Genomic DNA, 18,600 nt, shown 5'->3' with positions numbered 1-18,600 from the left:
GGCCCGACTGCGCACCGGGTGCACAGGGTCAATCATCAACTTGCGTCATGCCGCTTGGGAGCGACCTCGCCTGTGACGGGTCCCGACTCAAGTACACCGCGAGCACGATTGGATGGACCGTCGAGGCTCCTGACGTTCAGGAAGTAAGTCCAAAACTGCAGAGCCTCTTCGATGGCGTGGTCAAGGCGCACAATCTGATTCGAGGAATCTGTGATGACCCAGAAGCGAAAGGGCTGGCCATCCAACTCAAATCCGATGTCGATGGATTCGATGAGAGGGTCGGGCTTGCGTTCGACACGTTTATGCTTGAACGCATCGGTAAGGTAACGGCAATAGTTGAGTGCAGCTGAACGCTCCCGCAACCAATCCCTGAAGGCGCTCACGTTCAAGCTGGGCAAACTCGGCCGAAGAGCCAGCCGCTGCGCATCGTCCATTGCTGCCCATACCCAATCACAAAGCGCCCATGCCGTCTGAGCACATTGAATCATGCAATATGCCGAGGCCCTGGGCGTTTGGCCCGTCGTCTGCTTGAGCTGGCCCAGTTGCCAGCGCAGCATTTCGAGCAGGTCGCCCGGCGACTTCAAGAAAAACGTCTGATCCGGTTGGTACATGGCTTCCTCCCTGCCGCCCATTTTCATGGGATCCCAGCAACTGAGCGCAGGCGCCAAGATGTGCTGGCGGACATGCTGCTGAAGCAGCGACCGCCTGCCCGCAAACCCAGCAACGGCGCGGGCCTTGACAGTCTCCGACTCCGCCAAAACCCCAAAGCCCGTCCTCGTGACGGGCTTTGTCCTTTCCGGCTCGCCAATCGGGTTCTTGCCGCCGCCTCAGGCGTAGCGCGTCGCCCGCCCTTCGCGCACAAAGGCCCAGAGTTGCAAGCCCAGCTTCTGCGCGGTCTCGATGGCCAGGCTGCTGGGGGCGGACATGCAGGCCAGCAGGCCGACGCCGGCCATCGCCGTCTTGTGGACGAGTTCGAAGCTCGCGCGGCTGGACATCAGGATGAAACCGTCGCCGGCCGGCTCGCTGCGGCGGGCCAGGGCGCCGCAGAGCTTGTCGAGGGCGTTGTGGCGGCCGACGTCTTCTCGGGCCAGTTGCAAGGCGCCGGTGCGGTCGCACCACGCGGCGGCATGCAGGCCGCCACAGCGCGCGTTCAGGACCTGGGCTGGGGCAAGTGCAGCCACGGCGCGGTCCAGGGCGCCGGGTGCCAGTGACGGTGCCTGCACCGGATGGGGCGACACGGCAGAGACCTGCGACAGGCTCTCCAGGCCGCACAGCCCGCAGCCGGTGCGGCCGGCCAGCATGCGGCGCCGGGCCTTGAGCTGTTGCTCGCGTGCGGCCGTCACCTGCAGTGCCAGCTCGATGCCGTCCAACTGGGTGAGCACCTCGACATCCAGCAAGTCCTGGCGCGTGCTGATCCAGCCCTCGTTGAGGGCGAACCCGAGCGCGAAGTCCTCCAGGTCGGCGGGCGTGGCCAGCATGACGGCCTGGGAGATGCCGTTGACCGTCAGCGCCACGGGCAACTCCACCGCCACGCACTCCTCGGCCGCCCCACCCGGCAAGGGCAGTGTCAGCAGCGGAGGCGGGAGGTCGGCGGCAGTGAGGGCGTCGTCGGTGGGCATCGCGCCATCATAGAAGTGCCTCCGCGGCCCGGTGGCGTTAGGCGGGCAGGGCGGTCGTCATGGTGCGGGCAGGGCGGTTGCGTCGGGCGCGAGGTCGATGCCCAGGTGCGACCAGAGATCCGCTGCGCACAGCAGCGTGAGCATGCGGTGGCCCGAGGCCTCGCCGCCGCGCACGAGGCGTGCCCGGCTGCCCGGGCCGGGCAGGGCCTGGCTGGCTGCGATGCTGAACACGGGGCCCAGCTCCTCCACCCGCAGGGCCAGGATGTGCCCGGCATCGTTGCGGCAGATGAGCACCGGGGCTTCGCGCGGGTCGCCCGCCTGGCCATAGAGCGCGATGCTGAGATCCAGCACGGGCACCATGCGTCCGGCGTGTTGCAGCATGCCGACCAGCGCGCGCGGCGCATTGGGCAGGGCGGTCAGGCGCGGCTGCTCCAGCGCCTCGACGAGGAGGCCAGCCGGCAGGCCCAGCCATTCGCCGGCCACGGTGAAGGCGGCGATGTCCAGTCGTTCGCCCTGGGCCAGCGGCGCCGGCGGTGTGAAGCTGGCGTCCCGGTCATCCAGCGAGGCCGGCAGGCGCGGCCCGAGGGGCGACAACATCACGGCCGCCACGTCTTCGCTCGACGGCGCCTGGCCACGTCGGTATTCCCGGTAGCCCTGAGACATCGCCACGCCCGCGGCGTAAACCATGCCGTCGATCGTCACATCGCAACGGGTGGTCTCGCCTGCGGCCAACGGCGCCAGCAGCGCTGCGGCCAGCGGCCCCGGGGCGCCGGGCACCCAGCGAGCGTCGCTGCTGGCCACGACGCGGCCGTCACGGGCGACGAAGAGGCCGGCCGGCGGCAACTCGTGGCTGCCCTCGGGTGCTGGCAGCGCATCCCGGAGCATCGCAGCAAACTGCGGCTCACCATCGAACACGATGGCGATGCCGCCGACGATCTGGCCTTGATGCTGCACCGAGGCCGCGTAGATGTAGGTCGGCTGGCCCTGCGGGCTGAGCGCCTGGCCACCCGCCGGGTAGAGCGCGGTGGCCTCGTGACGAGACACGACATGCCGCTCCGGGTCATGCAGGCTCAGGGCGGCACCCGCCCAGGCGCCCTGCAGGGTCTGACCCACATGATGGGCCTGCGCGGGGTCCGACACCGCCACCACGCGGCCGTGCACGTCGTACACCAGCAGCAGCGAGTAGACGGTGTAGAGCGCGTTGATCTGCTGCAGCACCTGCTGTGCCTGGGCGGCGGCGACGCCGGCCTCCGGTGTGCCTTGGGCCGCGAGCGCGCGTTGCAGCCGGACGTCGAGCGCCCACCAGCGGCAGTCGTTGGCGCGCTCGTACAGGTTGCGGTCCATGATGTCGATGGCCAGGCGTGCCTGGAAGACGGCCGCGTCGAACACGGCGGTCAGTGCCGCGCCCTGCAGCCGCGCGATGGCCTCCTCGAACACCTGGCGCAGTTGCGCGCCGGTGCGCTGCACTTCGTTGAGCAGCGTCGTCGCAAAGCCGGCAGTGACCTCGGCCCCGCCGGTGCGGCTGTAGCTGTGGAGCTTGCCGTTCCACAGCGTGCGCGACAGGTTGCGCTGGATGCGACGCGCTTCAACCGGGATGCCCTGCAACTCGGCGTCAAACAGGCGCGTGGTGTCGATGCTGTCCAACCGTTGCAGCGCGTGGTCAGCCTTTGCACTGCCGCCGCCCGCGTCGGGGTCCTCGAAGACCCATTCCAGCGGCGACAGCACACAAGCTGTCCAGCCGGGTGGGCCCATGTACCCTTCATAGCCGCTGGCGGCGGCCTGCACGCACAGGTAGTCCCGCCCCGCAAAAAGCAGCCGCTCGCCGCGCGGCTGCAGCGTGGCGCCAGTCGGGATCTGCCAGGCGTCGGAGCTGTGCAGCACCCGGCGCTCGGCATCCAGCAGGCAGATGACGGCATGCGCCTCCTGCTCGCCCAGCAGCTGGCGGAAGATGGCGCCCATCTCGTCGGCCAGGCGGAACGACAGGCACAGCAGGCCCAGCACGCCCTCCGGCCCACGCAGCGCGCGGGCGTAGAGCAGCCCGTGCCGGCCGCCGAGCAAGGCTGTGGGGCCGTGGTGCTCCACGTAGGGCGCATCCGAGGCGAGCGCCTCGTGAACCCATGATTCAGCGCACGCCGAGACGTCGCAGCCGCCGTCCAGCCGAGCGAGCACTCGGCCTTGCGGCGACAGCACGATGATGTCGTCATAGACCGAATACTTGGCCGCGTACGCCGCAAAGCGCGACTGCAGCGCGGCGCGGCTCGCGGCATGGGCCGGGTCGTCCTCGGCCAACGCGGCATGGGCGCACAGCGGGCCGTCCGAGGCCAGGAAGCCCACGTCGGCCGTGCGCTCGAACAGGTTGCGCACCAGGATGTCGATGGCCACCCGCGCACGCCCCTGCATGCGGGCCAGCGCATGGGTGCGCAGGCGGCGGGCCAGGCTGTCGAGCAAGGCGCTCGTGAGGTTCTGGAATGCGCTGCGGGTGTGGGCGATGTCGGTGGCGGTGCCGCTCATCTGCCCCAGCAGCGCCAGGCTGTCCCATACGCCCTGCAGTCGCAGCAGGGCTTCACGGTTTTCATCCACCAGCGCCATGCGCCGCAGGTACGGGGCCACTTCAGGGCTGAAGGGCAAGCCCTTGTGCCAGATCTTCGTCATCAGTTCGGAACTCTCGCGCAAACGTCCATGGGCCATCGCCCAAAACCGGGCGTTTCAGCAAGGTACATGCCGGCCGCGATGCGAACTTGGTGCGCGGTGCCTTCGATGGGACGCAAGCGTGCATTCGTGCCGCTGGATGGGCACTTGCGCTCGGCAACGGCGTCCAGGCCGCGGTCTCAGGCGCTGGGCAGGCCAGCACGATTGGTGGCGTCTGCGCCCCGCGCTGGGGCGTCGCGCCCGATGGCCGTGCCTGTTGGCCGCCACCTTGGGGCGGAGGCGTCAAGGGGGCAGCGTGTCGCCCAGGGCTCGGCGCAAGGCCATGGCGGCAGCTGGTGCCCGCGACTTGGCGCCGCTGATGAAGAAGATGAACACGTCACGCGGCGAGCCCGGCGTGGCCAGGCCCGGTTCGATGCGTGGCAGCCCGCTCGGCTCACGGCCCTGGGCCCAGGCCTGGGCCGAGGCCGCCAGCGCCGGGAAGACCTCGGGCGCGCATCCCAGCAGCTCGTCCTCCCGTGTGCGCATGACGCGGGCGTAGACGAGGTCCGAGGTGGGCTCGGCAATTGGCGGGTAGTCGTCGGATTCGGTGAAGACCGTGCCGACGCCGATGCGCCGCGCGAGCGCGAGGTAGTCGGGGCTCTGGAAGCTCGCGTGCCTCACGTCCAGCACATGCCGCAGTGGCAGGCCGTCGACCTGGGCGGGCAGTTGTTCGAGGAAGGCGGTCAGGTCGGCGGCGTCGAAGCGGTGGGTCGGTGCCAGTTGCCAGAGCAGGGGGCCGAGCTTGTCGCCCAACTCGGCAATGCCGCTGCCGATGAAGCGCCGCATCGACTCGGCGCCTTCGGCAAGCACGCGGCGTTGCGTCGCGTAGCGGATGCCCTTGACCGAGAAGACGAAGCCCTCCGGCGTTTCCCGACGCCACTTGGCAAACGTCGCGGGCTTTTGGGCGCCGTAGTAGGTGCTGTTGATCTCGATCGCGGAGAGGCGGCGGCTGGCGTATTCGAGTTCACGCGCTTGCGGCCAACCTGCAGGGTAGAACGTCTCCCGCCACGGCTCGAAGTTCCAACCGCCGATGCCGACGCGCATGCTGCCTGGGGTCATGCCTGCTCCTGCCGTGTCGATGTCCGTCGAACGGCAAGTTTAGGCAGGCGGGGCCGCCGGCTGTCAGCAGCCCACCGCCATGGCGTTACATGCCCGCGTAGTTCGGGCCGCCACCGCCTTCGGGCGTCACCCAGACGATGTTCTGTGTCGGGTCCTTGATGTCGCAGGTCTTGCAGTGCACGCAGTTCTGCGCGTTGATCTGCAGCCGCTCGCCGCCACCGGCCTCGTTGGGCACGAACTCATACACGCCCGCGGGGCAGTAGCGGCTTTCGGGGCCGGCGTACTTGGCAAGGTTGACCTGCACCGGCACCGCGTCACTCTTGAGCGTCAGGTGCGCCGGCTGGTTTTCCTCGTGGTTGGTGTTGGAGATGAACACCGAGGAGAGGCGGTCGAAGGTCAGCTTGCCGTCGGGCTTGGGGTAGGCAATGGGCGCGCATTCGGCAGCGGGGCGCAGGGCGGTGTTGTCGGCCTTGTGGTTGTGCAGCGTCCACGGCGGGCTGGCGATGCCGATCTTGGGCAGCAGCCATTGCTCGATGCCGGCCATCAGCTGGCCGGTGGTCTTGCCCTTCTTGAACCACAGCTTGAAGTTGCGCGTCTGCTGCAGCTCCTCGTTCAGCCAGCTCTTCTCGAAGGCCTCGGGGTAGGCGGCCAGTTCGTCCAGTGCGCGGCCGGCTTCCAGCGCCGGGGCCAGGGCCTCGGCGCAGAGCATGCCGCTCTTGATGGCGGCATGGCTGCCCTTGATGCGGGCGGCATTCAGGTAGCCGGCATCGCAGCCGATGAGTGCGCCGCCCGGGAACACGGTCTTGGGCAGGGCCTGGGGCGTGCCGTTGTTGATGGCGCGCGCACCGTAGCCGATGCGCTTGCCGCCTTCGATGTGGGCGCGGATGGCCGGATGGGTCTTCCAGCGCTGCATCTCCTCGAAGGGGCTGAGGTAGGGGTTGTCATAGTCCAGGCCGATGACGAAGCCCAGCGTCACCTTGTTGTCGGCCAGGTGGTAGAGGAAGCCCCCGCCGAAGGTGTCGCCCTCCATCGGCCAGCCGGCCGTGTGCACCACCTTGCCGGGCTGGGCCTTGTTCGCCGGGATCTCCCACAGCTCCTTGATGCCGATGGCAAAGGTCTGCGTGTCCTTGCCTTCGGTGAGCTTGTACTTCGCGAGCAGTTGCTTGCCCAGGTGGCCACGGGCGCCCTCGGCAAAGATGGTGTACTTGCCGAGCAGCTCCATGCCGAGCTGGAAGTGGTCGGTCGGCTCGCCGTCCTTGCCCAGGCCCATGTTGCCGGTGGCCACGCCCTTGACGCGGCCCTGCTCGTCGTAGAGCACCTCGGCGGCAGCGAAGCCCGGGAAGATCTCGATGCCCAGGCCCTCGGCCTGCTGGGCCAGCCACTTCACCACGTCGGACAGGCTGATCACGTAGCAGCCATGGTTGTGGAAGTTGCGCGGCACCAGCCAGTCGGGCGTGCGGGTGCTGCCCGTCTCGCTCAGGAAGAGCACGTCGTCACCGGTCACCGGCTGGTTCAGTGGCGCGCCGAGTTCCTGCCAGTTGGGCAGCAGTTCGGTCAGCGCGCGCGGGTCCATCACGGCGCCGGAGAGGATGTGGGCGCCGGGCTCCGAGCCCTTTTCGAGCACGACGATGTTGGCATCAGCCTTGAGCTGCTTGAGCCGGATGGCCGTGGCCAGGCCTGCCGGGCCGCCGCCGACGATGACCACGTCGTACTCCATGGACTCGCGGGGGCCGAACTGGGCCAGGATTTCTTCGGATGTCATGCGCACGTCTCCAGCAGCATTGAAATTGCGCGCGATTCTAGAGAGGCTGGAGCACAAATCGAACGATCGTGCTTTTTTAGTGCCCGGGCTCTAGCCCGCTAGGATGGCCGGAATTCACACACGAGGCAGTCCCATGAGCTATTCCATCAACCTCGAGGGTCGCGTGGCCCTGGTTACCGGCGCTTCCAGCGGCCTGGGCGCGCAGTTCGCCCGCACCCTGTCACAGGCGGGCGCCTGCGTGGTGCTGGCGGGCCGTCGCATTGAGCGGCTGAAGGACCTGCGCGCCGAAATTGAAGGCAGCGGTGGCGACGCCCACGTTGTGCAGCTGGACGTGACGGACGTGGCCAGCATCAAGGCCGCCGTCGCGCATGCCGAGACCGAGGTCGGCACGCTGGACATCCTGATCAACAACTCCGGCGTCTCCACCACCCAGCGCCTGACCGACGTCACCGAGAACGACTACGACTACGTGATGGACACCAACACGCGCGGCGCCTTCTTCGTGGCGCAGGAGGTGGGCAAGCGCATGCTGGCTCGGGCCCGCGGCGCGGCACCGGGCACGTTCATCGGCGGGCGCATCGTCAACGTGGCCTCGATGGCGGGCCTGCGGGTGCTGAGCCAGATCGGCGTCTATGCCATGAGCAAGGCGGCGGTCATCCACATGACCCGCGCGATGGCGCTGGAGTGGGGCAAGTACGGCATCAACGTGAACGCCATCTGCCCCGGCTACATCGACACCGAGATCAACCACCACCACTGGGGCACCGAGCAGGGCAAGAAACTCATCGAGCTGCTGCCGCGCAAGCGGGTCGGCCAGCCCAAGGATCTGGACACGGCGCTGCTGATGCTCTGCGCGAACGAAAGCCACTTCATCAACGGCGCCGTCATCCAGGCGGACGATGGCTTTGGGGTCTGACCGCGCATGACCCGTCGAGACCTGACCCCCCTGGAGGCCCGCGTGCTTGCGGTCCTCGTCGAGAAGGAACACACCGTGCCCGACAGCTATCCGCTGTCGGCCAATGCGCTCACCGCCGGCTGCAACCAGAAGACGGCACGCGACCCCGTGATGGACGTGTCCGAAGCCGAGGTGCTGGCCACGGTGGAGGAGCTGAAATCCCTGTCGCTGGTGAACACCGTCAGCGGCAGCCGGGTGCTGCGTTACGAGCACAACTTCGCCCGGGCGATGGGCGTGCCGGGGGCGGCCGTGGCGCTGCTGACCCAGCTGATGCTGCGCGGGCCGCAGACCGCGGCCGAGTTGCGGCAGAACACCGAGCGGCTGCATCGCTTTGCCGATGTGTCGTCGGTCGAGGGCTTCCTGGAAGAGCTCGCCGCGCGCGAACAGCCCATGGCCGTCAAGCTCCCCAAGGCACCGGGCGCCCGCGAGGCCCGCTGGGCGCATCTGCTGTGCGGGCCGGTGGCCTCCGTTGAGCAGGCGGCGGCAGTCGCGCAGCCGCGCGACGAGGAAGTGGCCCTGCTGCGCGCCGAGGTGGCCTCGTTGCGTCAACTGGTGAACCGCATCGCTGCAGAACTGGGCATCCAGCCATGAGATACACCGTCCCGGCCGAGAAGAAGCTCACCTACGAGTGCCGCATCCCGATGCGCTGGGGCGACATGGATGCGATGGGCCACATCAACAACACGATCTACTTCCGCTACCTGGAGATTGCCCGCGTGGACTGGCTCACCGCCATCGGCGCGCCGCCCAACCCGGGGGGGCAGGGGCCGGTGATCGTGAACGCCTTCTGCAACTTCTACCGGCAGCTCAAGTGCCCGGGGGAGGTGCTGGCGCGGCATTACGTCAGCGACCCCGGCCGCACCAGTTTCGAGACCTGGATCACGCTGGAGCGCGCCGACGAGCCCGGCGCCATCTATGCCGAGGGCGGGGCGACGACGCTGTGGTTCGACGCCCAGACCGACCGGGCCGTGGCCCTGCCGGACTGGGTGCGCGCCCTCGTCAGCTGATCGACTTCAGCGGAAGGTGTACTTCGCGCTCGCGTAGATGAAGCGGCCGCGCGAGTCGGTGTAGCTCGGGTCGTAGCCCGAGATGAAGAACCAGGCCTGCTGCGAGAACGGCGGCGCGGTGTTGGCCAGGTTCTGCACGCCGGCGCGCAGGGTGAGCGCCTTGGTCACGTCCCAGCCGCCGGAGAGGTTCCACAGCGAATAGGCGGCCACCTTGCGGTCGGGCTTGCCGATGATGTGCTGGTCGTTGTAGCCCTGCAGATAACTGTTGGACAGCGTGGCCGAGAAGGGGCCGCTCTCCCAGTCCAGCGACACGCTGTGCCGCCAGCGCTGCACGACGCCGTCGTTGATGAACACGCCCAGGTTGCTGATGAAGGGGTCGCCGTCGCCCGTCTGGCGTTCGGACTTCAGCGTCAGCGTGCCATTGAGCCGCAGGCCGAACTCGCCCCAGGACGTCTTCAGGCCGCCGAGCTTGGCGCCCAGGTCCAGGCCTGAGATGCGCTCCTTGCCGCGGTTTTCCTTCTTGAGGTCGATGTGGTCGATGACCCCGTCTTCGTCGCGGATCACGTACTGGCCGTACTTGCCGAGGTTGCCCAGGATGACGTCCTCACCCAGCGTGCTGATCAGGTTGCGCTTCTCGATGTTCCAGTAATCGAGGTTCAGGCTCACGCCCGGCTTGGGCTCGAACACCAGGCCGAGGGAGAACTGCTGCGACTTCTCGGGCTTCAGGTTGGGGTTGCTGTAGTTGAGCGTGGCCCAGATGTCGGAGCAGTCGGTGACGGTGTTGCTGGGGTCGGCGGCCAGGCAGACGGGATCGACCAGCGTGGCCGAGCTGCCCTGGGTGACCGGCCGGTACAGGTCCGACAGGCTGGGCGCGCGGAAGCCCTTGCCCACCGAGGCGCGCAGCAGCAGCTCCGGCATGGGCACGTACTTCAGGCCGAGCTTGGGGCTGACCGCCCCCCCGCTGACCTGGTAGCGCTCGTAGCGCAGCGCCGCAGCCAGTTCCAGTTGCTTGGTGAGGGGCGCCACCAGTTCACCGAAGACGGCACCGACCTTGCGCGACTTGCCGAAATCGGAGTCGGGGCCCTGCGAGGTCTCGCCGAGGATGAGGTCCTGCTTGAGGGCGTCGGACTGGTGGTAGTCCTGCTTCTCGCGGCGGTACTCGCCACCGACCGCCACGGCCAGGTCGCCGCCGGCCAGGGCCATCAGGGCCTTGGAGGCCTTGAAGTCGATGCTGTCCATGGTGCCGGTCGCACGGCGCACCTCGCCACGGATCTGTGCCGCCTCGTACAAGGCCCGGCCCTTGGCGTCCGAGGTCTTGAAGGGGCTGATGGTGCCGGCACTGAAGCCGTCACGGATCATCTGTTCGTTCAGGTAGCCCTGGTAGTCGCGGTCTGAGACTTTGCTGGTGCTGTGGTTCAGCGCCCATTCGTAGTCCCAGCCGGCGACGATGCCCTGCGTGCCGATGACGAAGCGCGTGCTGTTGGCCACCAGCTCGCTGGTGCGCAGGCCAGCCTCGCCCAGGCGGGTGCGCACGGTGATGATGCGGTCTTCATCGTCGGCCGGCAGGCTGTTCAAGGCACTGCCCTTGAAGGCCGGCACGAGGGACACATCAATGTCGGCATCCACGCGGTTCGGCGTGCCGGTATAGAAGGTGCGCGCGCGGGCGACCGAGGCTTCAGCGAAGAGCTGGTGACCGCCACCCAGGTTCAGGATGCCGCGGGTGAAGGCGCTGCTCTTGGTGGACTTCGGGTACAGCTCGATGTCGCGCATGTAGTCGAAGGTGCAGCCGTCGGCGCCACCGATGCCGTCCGGCAGGTAAAGGTTGGCCGGTGGGTTGCAACCGGTGGCCGCGGCGGGGTTGACCGTGCGCGAATCGATGACGGTGCTGCCGTTGCTGGAGTAGCCCTCATCGGCGAGCGTGTTGAACTGCGAGCGCGACAGCCGGATGTTGCCGGGGAAGGTGGCGCTGGACAGCAGGTCCGGCAGCCGGCCCGGGATGTCCAGGTCCTTGATGAACTGGCGCTTGGAGGCGTTCAGGCTCTTGGTCTTCTGGAAGTCCAGCACCCCGAAGATGTTGAAGCCGTCGCGGCCGAAGTCGCCAAGGCCGGCCGACACGGTCGCCGAGCGCTTGTCCGCGCCATGGCCTTCGGTCGTGTTGCCGGCCATCGCGTTGAGGTCGACGCCGCTGAAGTCCTTGCGGGTGATGAAGTTGATGACGCCGCCGATGGCGTCAGAGCCATACAGCGACGAGGCGCCGTCCAGCAGCACCTCCACGCGCTGGATGGCGGCGGCCGGGATGCTGTTGAGGTCGACGCCCGCCGCATCGCCGGGCGACGCGAAGTTGGCCATGCGCCGACCGTTGAGCAGCACCAGCGTCGAGGACACGCCCAGGCCGCGCAGGTTGGCCGCGTTCAGGCCCATCTGCGACCGAAAGCCGCCATAGCCCACGCTGCCGCCGTCGGTCAGGTTGTTGGCGCTCGCGCTCAGGCGAGCGACCAATTCGGCGGCGGTCGTGACGCCGGCCTTGTCGATCTCGGCCCGCGTGATGACCTGCACCGGCAACGCCGTCTCGCCATCGATGCGCTTGATGGCGGTGCCGGTGACTTCCACCCGCTCCAGTGAGGTCTGGGCCTGCGTGGCACAGCTCAGCGCGAGCAGGGCGGCGGCCGTGGCGAGGCGGGAAGGGCAGGGGGTCTTCATGGGCAGCTCTCCTTGATGCGCGCCAGTCTAGGCACGGTGCCGGCAGCTGACCTGTGTCCAGCCGTGGATTCGTCTCGCGCGCGCCACGCCCGCGTTCTCAGGATTAGGGGCAAAACGTCATTCGGCCTCTGTCATGATGTGTGCTCTGACCAAGGAGGGTTGTTGGCATGAGGGCATGGATCTGGGCCGGCGTGGTGGCCATGACGATGGTCATGGGTGCGCAAGCCGCGCCTGCAACGACGGCACCGGCGGCGAGCGCGCCGCAGGCCTTGCGACTGCTGCGTCCGGCGGCGGCCACCCCGCCTGCCAACACGGGCCAGAAGGCCGCCACGCCCGCCCGGCCGGCGGCACCTGCCGCCGCGTCGGCACCCTCAGGCGCCTTGCAGCCCCTGCCGGAGTCCGACCCCGCGGCCATTCGCGGTTATGCGGTGCCGATCGGCGGCGCACTCAAGGCAGACAACGAGGAGGTCTGGCAGCGCATCGTGCAACTGGCGGGCGGCAAGGGCGCACGCTTCGTCGTTTTCGGCACGGCCAGTGAAGATCCCGAAGCCAGCGCCAAGCAGGTGGTCGATCTGCTGCAGCGCCGCGGTGCGGTGGCCGAGGCTCTGCCGGTGGCGCCCAAGTTCCTGTGGGTCGACCTGAACAAGGTCGTGCGCGACCCCGCCCTCATCGCCAAGGTCAAGGCGGCCAAGGGCATCTTCTTCACCGGCGGCGTGCAGGAGCGCATCGTCGACGTGCTGCAGCCGGGTGGCCAGAGCACGCCGATGCTGGAGGCCATCTGGGACGTCTACCGCAAAGGGGGCGTCGTGGCCGGCACGTCGGCCGGGGCCGCCATCATGAGCACCATCATGTTCCGCGATGCGCCCAGCGTCATCAACGTGCTCAAGGGGCGTTTCGCCGATGGCAAGCAAGTCGACCGGGGCCTGGGCTTCGTGGGCCCGCATCTGTTCGTCGACCAGCACTTCCTCAAACGCGGGCGCTTCGGCCGCATGATCCCGCTGATGATGGCCAAGGGCTACAAGCTCGGTCTGGGCGTCGACGAGAACACCGCCGCCATCATCCGCGGTGACGAGATCGAGGTGATCGGCGACCGCGGCTGCATGATCGTCGACCTCACCGAAGCCCGCACCGACGCCACGCTGGGCGCGTTCAACGTGCAGGGCGCGCGGCTGTCCTACCTGGAGCATGGCGACCGCTATCACATGCGCGCCCGCTCGACGACGCCCTCGGCGCCCAAGCTGCGCGGTGAGTTGCATGACGCCGAGTCGCCCAACTTCAAGCCCTACTACACCGACGACGTCTTCCACCTCGACATGCTGGGCGACTCGACGATCTCCGGCGCCATGAGCCGCCTCATCGACAGCGTGCGCAAGGAGGTCAAGGGCCTGGCCTTCGACGTGCTGCCGCGTGCCAATGACCCGCTGGCTGAGCTGGGCTTCCTCTTCCGCCTCTACAAGGGCTCCGACTCGCTCGGTTGGAGCACCGAAGAGTTTGGCGGCGAGCAGTTCACGGTGACCAATCTCTACCTGGACATCACGCCTGTGCGGTTGCCGATGCCGCTGTACGGGGGCTGGGCCGGGCCGGCCAAGGCGGCACCGCCCGGCGCCGGAGGCGGCGCCACGGCTGCCGCGCCCCCAGCGTCGGCACCCACCGGCCAGTAGCGCACCGGCGAGCCGGCCGCTTGCAGCGTTTGGTCACAAGCGTTGCAGACCCTGGGCTCGACCCGCTGTTGAAATCTCCCGCGGCCTGCCAAGATGGCAGGCCGTTTGACTTGCCCCTCGCGCCATCTTGCACAGCCCCGATCAGCCGGGCACCGTCATCGTCATCGGCGGTGCGCTGAAAGCCGACAGCCAGGCCGTCTGGCAGCGCATCGTCGACGAAGCCGGCGGGCCGGGGTCGCGCATTGCGGTTTTCCCGACAGCGGCCTACGAACCCGCACGCGTCGCGGCCCAGATCGTCGCCTCGCTCAATCGCTGCGGCGCCCAGGCCGACGTGGTCCCGATCGCGCCGCACCTGGCCGGCGTGGACTTGCAGGCCACGCTGAACGACCCGGCCCTGATCGCTCGCGTGGCGGCGTCCCGCGGCGTGTTCTTCTCCGGAGGCGCCCAGGAGTACCTCGTCGACACCTTGCAGCCCGACGGGCGGGACACGCCCATGCTCGCCGCCATCCGCAAGGTGGCGCAGGCGGGGGGCGTGATCGCAGGCACCAGTGCGGGCGCGGCCGTCATGAGCCGGGTCATGTTTCGCGACGCGATGGACAACCTCGCGGTATTGCGCGGCCAGTGGCGCGCTGGCCAGGAGTACGACCGGGGCTTTGGCTTCGTGTCGCCGCAGTTGCTGGTGGACCAGCACTTCCTCAAGCGCGGCCGCATCGGCCGCATGCTGCCGGCCATGCGTGCGCTCGGCTACCCGCTCGGCCTGGGGGTCGACGAGAACGCGGCCGTGGTCATTCGCGGCAGCCTGCTGGAAGTGATCGGAGGCAGCGGCGCGGTGGTGGTGGACCTGCGCGAGGCGGTGCATGACGCAGCCCTGCCCGTGTTCAACCTGCGCGGCGCGCGATTGAGCTATCTCGACCACGGTGACCGGCACGACCTGGCGACGGGCCACACCACCCCGGCCGAGCACAAGCGACGCGAGCCCCGCATCGAGCCTGGCGCCGCGGGCTTCGAGCCTGCGACGCGCTCAGAGCGCTACTTTCTGGACATCCTGGGCGAGGGCTGTTTCCTGGCGGCGATGGTGCAACTGCTGCAGGGGGCCTTCGAAGAGGTCAAGGGGCTGGCCTTCCGGGCGCGGCTCGGGCGGGCCGAGGAGGCCGGCGATATCGGTTTTGAGTTCCGGCTGCACCGCGGCCCCGGTCTCGCGGGCTGGCACAGTGCCGCCCGCGGCTGTGAGGAGTACACCGTGGTCGGCGCGCGGCTGGACGTGATTCCGGTGCGGGTGGCCGAGCCTTTGTTCACGCCGTTGACGGCCGAGCAACCGCACGTCGTGCCTTCCGTGGCACGCTCGTGATCCCGGGCCCGCGCAGGGCCCCGATGTCAGGAGACAAGATGAAACGATCGGGACTCTTCAGTGTGGCGCTGCCGTTGGCAGTCGCCGCCCATGCGACGGATGTGGGCGTGTCCATCCAGGTCGGGCAGCCGGGCTTCTACGGCCGCATCGACATCGGCAACGCGCCGCCGCCGGTCGTGCTCGCCGAGCCGGTCTGGGTGCAGCGGCGCCCGGTGCAGGTCGCACCGGTGTACATGCGCATTCCGCCCGGCCACCAGAAGAACTGGGCCAAGCACTGCGCACGCTACGACGCCTGCGGCGTGCCGGTGTACTTCGTGCGGGAGGACTGGTACCAGTCGCGCTACGCCCAGCCCGCCGAGCCGCCCCGCGGGCCTGACGCCGATCGTGGCAAGGGCAATGGCCGCGGCCACGGGCACGGCCGTGACAAGGACAAGGGCCGCGACCGCGACTGAGCGAGAGGCCGGGGCGCGTGACAATCGCGCCCATGGCAGACATCGACTCCCGCCCCGAAGGCTTCCAGCGCGTCCGTGCCGCGCTCGCACAGCGCGCGCACCCCCATGAACCTCTCTGGCTCGACGTGGCCGCCCGCACCGCCCAGGAGGCGGCCGATGCCCTGGGCGTGACGCTCGGGCAGATCGCGAAGTCGGTCGTGTTCCGGCGCAAGGCCGACGACGCGGCGGTGCTGGTCATCACATCGGGTGACAAGCGCGTGGACGAGGCCAAGCTCAAGCCGCACACCGGGCCGCTCGGCCGGGCCGATGCCGACTACGTGAAGGCGCGCACCGGCTTCTCGATCGGGGGCGTGTCGCCGGCCGGATTTGCGCCGGCCGAAGGATTCGGGCCGCCGCAGCTGTTTGTCGACCGCGAGTTGTTCCGTTTCGACATCATCTGGGCGGCAGCCGGGCATCCGAACGGCGTCTTCAAGTTGACGCCGGCCGAGCTGGAGGCGCTGACCGGCGCGCCCGTGATCGACGTGGTGCAGGCATGAATCCCATCGTCTCGCCCTGCGTGAACGTCTGCGAGATGGACGAGGCCACCGGCTGGTGCCGCGGTTGCGCCCGCCGGCTGGATGAGATTGCCGGCTGGGGCAGCGTGCCGGCGTCACGGCGTCAGCAGGTGATGGCTGAATTGCCGGCGCGCCAGGCGCAGATGCAGCGGCTCGGTCGCTGGCTAGGGCCGCTGCCTGGGGCAGGCGAGGGGCCCCGATGAAGCAGCTGACGTTTTATTTCGACCCGATCTCTCCCTACGCGGCACTGGGCTTTGAGGCCCTGCCCGAGGCACTTGCTGGCCACAGTGTGGAGGTGACCTACCGCCCCATTCTGTTCGCGGCCCTGCTGCAGGCGCTGGGGCAGAAGGGGCCGGCCGAGATCGAGGCCAAGCGTCGCTGGACCTTCCGCCAGGTCGCCTGGCTGGCCCACACCCAGGGTGTGGTGCTGGACCCGCCGGCCGAGCATCCCTTCAACCCCTTGCCGCTGCTGCGCCTGGCCTGGGCCTGTGCGGCGCCGGAGGGCCAGCCCGGCGACACGCCCGGCCGCTGGGTGGTGGAGCAGCTCTTCCATCATGTGTGGCGCGGCGCCGGGGCCGATGCCAATGATGCGGCTCGCCTGGCCGCGCTGCGCGAGCGGCTCGCGCCGCAGCAGGACCCGTCGAGCGACGCCGTCAAGCAGCGGCTGCGCCGCGAGACCGAGGCGGCGCTGGCCTTGGGTGTCTTCGGCGTGCCGACCGTGGTCTTCGAGGGGCGGTTGTTCTGGGGGCAGGACGCGCTGCCCATGTTGCGCGCGGCGCTGGCGGGCGACCCGTGGTTCCGCAGCGGCGCCTGGGAAGCGGCGAGCCAGCCGCGGCCGGGCGTCGTCCGCAAGCACTGAAGACAAGGCTCGGGATTTACCCGTGAGGCCCTGTTTCTCTCGCATTGAGAAATGCTGACTCCGGGTTCCTGCGGAGTTTGTCAGTCTCGATTCAGACTCGCGTCAGAACACGGTCAGAGGTCGTGTGAATAGTCACGGCAAGGGAAGCCTCTGGGGCGGCCCGACAACTGACCGGAGACATTTCATGGCAACTGCGACTTCGACGGCCGCCGCGCCGATGACCAAAGAGGAGAAGAAGGTCATCTTCGCGTCCTCGCTGGGCACGGTGTTCGAGTGGTACGACTTCTACCTGTATGGCTCGCTGGCGCCGATCATCGCCAAGCAGTTCTTCGCGGGCCTGGACCCTCAGGCTGCGTTCATCGCGTCCCTGATGGCCTTCGCCGCCGGCTTCATCGTGCGGCCCTTCGGCGCGCTGGTGTTCGGCCGCCTGGGCGACATGATCGGCCGCAAGTACACCTTCCTGGTCACCATCCTGATCATGGGCCTGTCGACCTTCATCGTCGGCGTGCTGCCCACCTACGCGACCATTGGTGCGGCAGCGCCGGTGATCCTGATCGGCCTGCGCCTGCTGCAAGGCCTGGCCCTGGGCGGTGAGTACGGTGGTGCCGCCACCTACGTGGCCGAACACGCGCCGCACGGCAAGCGTGGCGCCTACACGTCCTGGATCCAGACGACGGCCACGCTCGGCCTGTTCCTGTCGCTGATGGTCATCCTGGGCACCCGCACGGCGCTGGGTGAAAAGGAGTTTGGCGAGTGGGGCTGGCGCGTGCCCTTCATCGTGTCCATCCTGCTGCTGGGCATCTCGGTGTGGATCCGTCTGGCCATGAACGAGTCGCCGGCCTTCCAGAAGATGAAGGCCGAGGGCAAGACCTCCAAGGCGCCGCTGTCCGAATCCTTCGGCCAGTGGAAGAACCTGAAGATCGTGCTGCTTGCCCTGTTCGGCCTGGTGGCGGGTCAGGGTGTGGTCTGGTACTCGGGCCAGTTCTACGCGCTGTTCTTCCTGACGTCGGTGCTGAAGGTGGATGCCTCGTCGGCCAACATCTGGATCGCCATCTCGCTGATCCTGGGCACGCCGTTCTTCGTGGTGTTCGGCACGCTGTCCGACAAGATCGGCCGCAAGCCCATCATCATGGCCGGCCTGCTGCTCGCGGCGCTGACCTACTTCCCGTTGTTCAAGGCCCTGACCGAGGCGGCCAACCCCGATCTCGCCAAGGCCCAGGCCACCTCCAAGGTGACGCTGAGCACGAACACGGCCAGCTGCTCCTTCCAGGGCAGCCCCTGGGCGCGTGAAGTCGACTTCACCAGCGCCTGCGACATCGCCAAGCGCGCACTGGCCCAGTCGTCTGCTTCGTCCGAGACTGTCGAAGCCGCAGCCGGCGCCCCGACCGTGCTGCGCGTGGGTGAGAAGGAGATCGCCGTCCCGACGGCCTCCAAGCTGACCGAGCACAAGTTCGACGAAGCCAGCACCAAGGCCATCGCTGCCTTCAAGAAGGACCTGGCTGAAGCCCTGAAGGCCGCCGGCTACCCGGCCAAGGCCGACATGTCCAAGGCCAACGTGCCCATGGTCGTCGGTATCCTGTTCATCCTGGTGCTGTACGTGACCATGGTGTATGGCCCGATCGCCGCCATGCTGGTGGAGATGTTCCCGACCCGCATCCGCTACACCTCGATGAGCCTGCCGTACCACATCGGCAACGGCTGGTTCGGCGGCATGCTGCCCTCCATCACCTTCGCGATGGTGGCCCAGAACGGCAACATCTATCACGGCCTCTGGTACCCGATCGTGATCGCGGTGATGAGCCTGGTCATCGGCATGCTGTTCGTGCGCGAGACCAAGGACGTGGACATCTACGCCAAGGACTGACCCCCGCAGGCGGCGCTTGCTGCCTGTCACGCAAGCTGCAAGGAAGGCCGGCGCAAGCCGGCCTTCTTGTTT

At 68.4% G+C, this 18,600-nt stretch carries 16 protein-coding genes; 10 read left to right on the top strand and 6 right to left on the bottom strand.

Translation table 11 applies throughout. The annotated features are described in order from the left end of the window. Positions 1 to 35 precede the first annotated feature (35 nt). From CDO81_RS10595 to CDO81_RS10575, 5 genes are all read right to left on the bottom strand, one after another. Entirely contained in the window at positions 36 to 611 is a 576-nt protein-coding gene (locus CDO81_RS10595) for a hypothetical protein (RefSeq protein WP_144397210.1), read from the bottom strand. 216 nt (positions 612 to 827) lie between these two features. Continuing rightward, complete coding sequence (gene fdhD, locus CDO81_RS10590; protein ID WP_088483180.1) at positions 828 to 1,619, bottom strand: formate dehydrogenase accessory sulfurtransferase FdhD; 792 nt, start codon at positions 1,617 to 1,619, stop codon at positions 828 to 830. A gap of 57 nt (positions 1,620 to 1,676) precedes the next feature. Then, positions 1,677 to 4,271: a chemotaxis protein CheW gene (locus CDO81_RS10585; protein WP_144397209.1), complete on the bottom strand. Its 2,595-nt coding sequence runs from the start codon at positions 4,269 to 4,271 to the stop codon at positions 1,677 to 1,679. Between the two features lie 279 nt (positions 4,272 to 4,550). Next, a complete protein-coding gene (locus CDO81_RS10580) occupies positions 4,551 to 5,366 on the bottom strand; it encodes a DUF72 domain-containing protein (RefSeq protein WP_088483178.1) in 816 nt (271 codons plus the stop codon). A gap of 85 nt (positions 5,367 to 5,451) precedes the next feature. Further along, complete coding sequence (locus tag CDO81_RS10575; RefSeq protein WP_088483177.1) at positions 5,452 to 7,128, bottom strand: electron transfer flavoprotein-ubiquinone oxidoreductase; 1,677 nt, start codon at positions 7,126 to 7,128, stop codon at positions 5,452 to 5,454. 133 nt (positions 7,129 to 7,261) lie between these two features. On the opposite strand from CDO81_RS10575, the gene CDO81_RS10570 reads away from it, so the two are divergent. The 3 genes from CDO81_RS10570 to CDO81_RS10560 are packed head-to-tail and all read left to right on the top strand — an operon-like array spanning position 7,262 to position 9,090. Further along, entirely contained in the window at positions 7,262 to 8,044 is a 783-nt protein-coding gene (locus CDO81_RS10570) for an SDR family oxidoreductase (RefSeq protein WP_088483176.1), read from the top strand. A gap of 6 nt (positions 8,045 to 8,050) precedes the next feature. Further along, positions 8,051 to 8,674, top strand: coding sequence for a YceH family protein (locus tag CDO81_RS10565; protein ID WP_088483175.1), 624 nt, complete (start codon positions 8,051 to 8,053; stop codon positions 8,672 to 8,674). Beyond that, entirely contained in the window at positions 8,671 to 9,090 is a 420-nt protein-coding gene (locus tag CDO81_RS10560) for an acyl-CoA thioesterase (protein WP_088483174.1), read from the top strand. Before CDO81_RS10565 ends, CDO81_RS10560 begins: the two co-directional genes overlap by 4 nt. Positions 9,091 to 9,096: 6 nt before the next feature. Here CDO81_RS10560 and CDO81_RS10555 read toward each other — a convergent pair whose 3' ends face one another. After that, complete coding sequence (locus CDO81_RS10555; protein ID WP_088483173.1) at positions 9,097 to 11,790, bottom strand: TonB-dependent receptor; 2,694 nt, start codon at positions 11,788 to 11,790, stop codon at positions 9,097 to 9,099. Positions 11,791 to 11,957: 167 nt separating this feature from the next. Here CDO81_RS10555 and CDO81_RS10550 point away from each other — a divergent pair, with 167 nt between their 5' ends. The 7 genes from CDO81_RS10550 (at position 11,958) to CDO81_RS10520 (ending at position 18,528) form a co-directional block, all read left to right on the top strand. After that, entirely contained in the window at positions 11,958 to 13,451 is a 1,494-nt protein-coding gene (locus CDO81_RS10550) for a cyanophycinase (RefSeq protein WP_088483172.1), read from the top strand. 127 nt (positions 13,452 to 13,578) lie between these two features. Continuing rightward, entirely contained in the window at positions 13,579 to 14,799 is a 1,221-nt protein-coding gene (locus CDO81_RS10545; protein ID WP_158218240.1) for a cyanophycinase, read from the top strand. Positions 14,800 to 14,837: 38 nt separating this feature from the next. After that, complete coding sequence (locus CDO81_RS10540; RefSeq protein ID WP_088483170.1) at positions 14,838 to 15,251, top strand: hypothetical protein; 414 nt, start codon at positions 14,838 to 14,840, stop codon at positions 15,249 to 15,251. A gap of 32 nt (positions 15,252 to 15,283) precedes the next feature. Further along, positions 15,284 to 15,787: a YbaK/EbsC family protein gene (locus tag CDO81_RS10535; RefSeq protein ID WP_088483169.1), complete on the top strand. Its 504-nt coding sequence runs from the start codon at positions 15,284 to 15,286 to the stop codon at positions 15,785 to 15,787. Further along, on the top strand, positions 15,784 to 16,008 hold the full coding sequence (locus CDO81_RS10530; protein ID WP_088483168.1) for a DUF1289 domain-containing protein: 225 nt from the start codon (positions 15,784 to 15,786) through the stop codon (positions 16,006 to 16,008). The genes CDO81_RS10535 and CDO81_RS10530 overlap by 4 nt, the downstream gene beginning before the upstream one ends. Beyond that, complete coding sequence (locus CDO81_RS10525) at positions 16,005 to 16,664, top strand: 2-hydroxychromene-2-carboxylate isomerase (RefSeq protein ID WP_088483167.1); 660 nt, start codon at positions 16,005 to 16,007, stop codon at positions 16,662 to 16,664. Before CDO81_RS10530 ends, CDO81_RS10525 begins: the two co-directional genes overlap by 4 nt. 184 nt (positions 16,665 to 16,848) lie before the next feature. Beyond that, entirely contained in the window at positions 16,849 to 18,528 is a 1,680-nt protein-coding gene (locus CDO81_RS10520) for an MFS transporter (RefSeq protein WP_088483166.1), read from the top strand. The last annotated feature ends 72 nt before the right edge of the window (positions 18,529 to 18,600 follow it).

This window comes from Roseateles puraquae (genome assembly GCF_002205845.1).
Taxonomy (GTDB): domain Bacteria; phylum Pseudomonadota; class Gammaproteobacteria; order Burkholderiales; family Burkholderiaceae_C; genus Pelomonas; species Pelomonas puraquae.
This window is presented reverse-complemented; position numbering and strand designations above follow the sequence as displayed.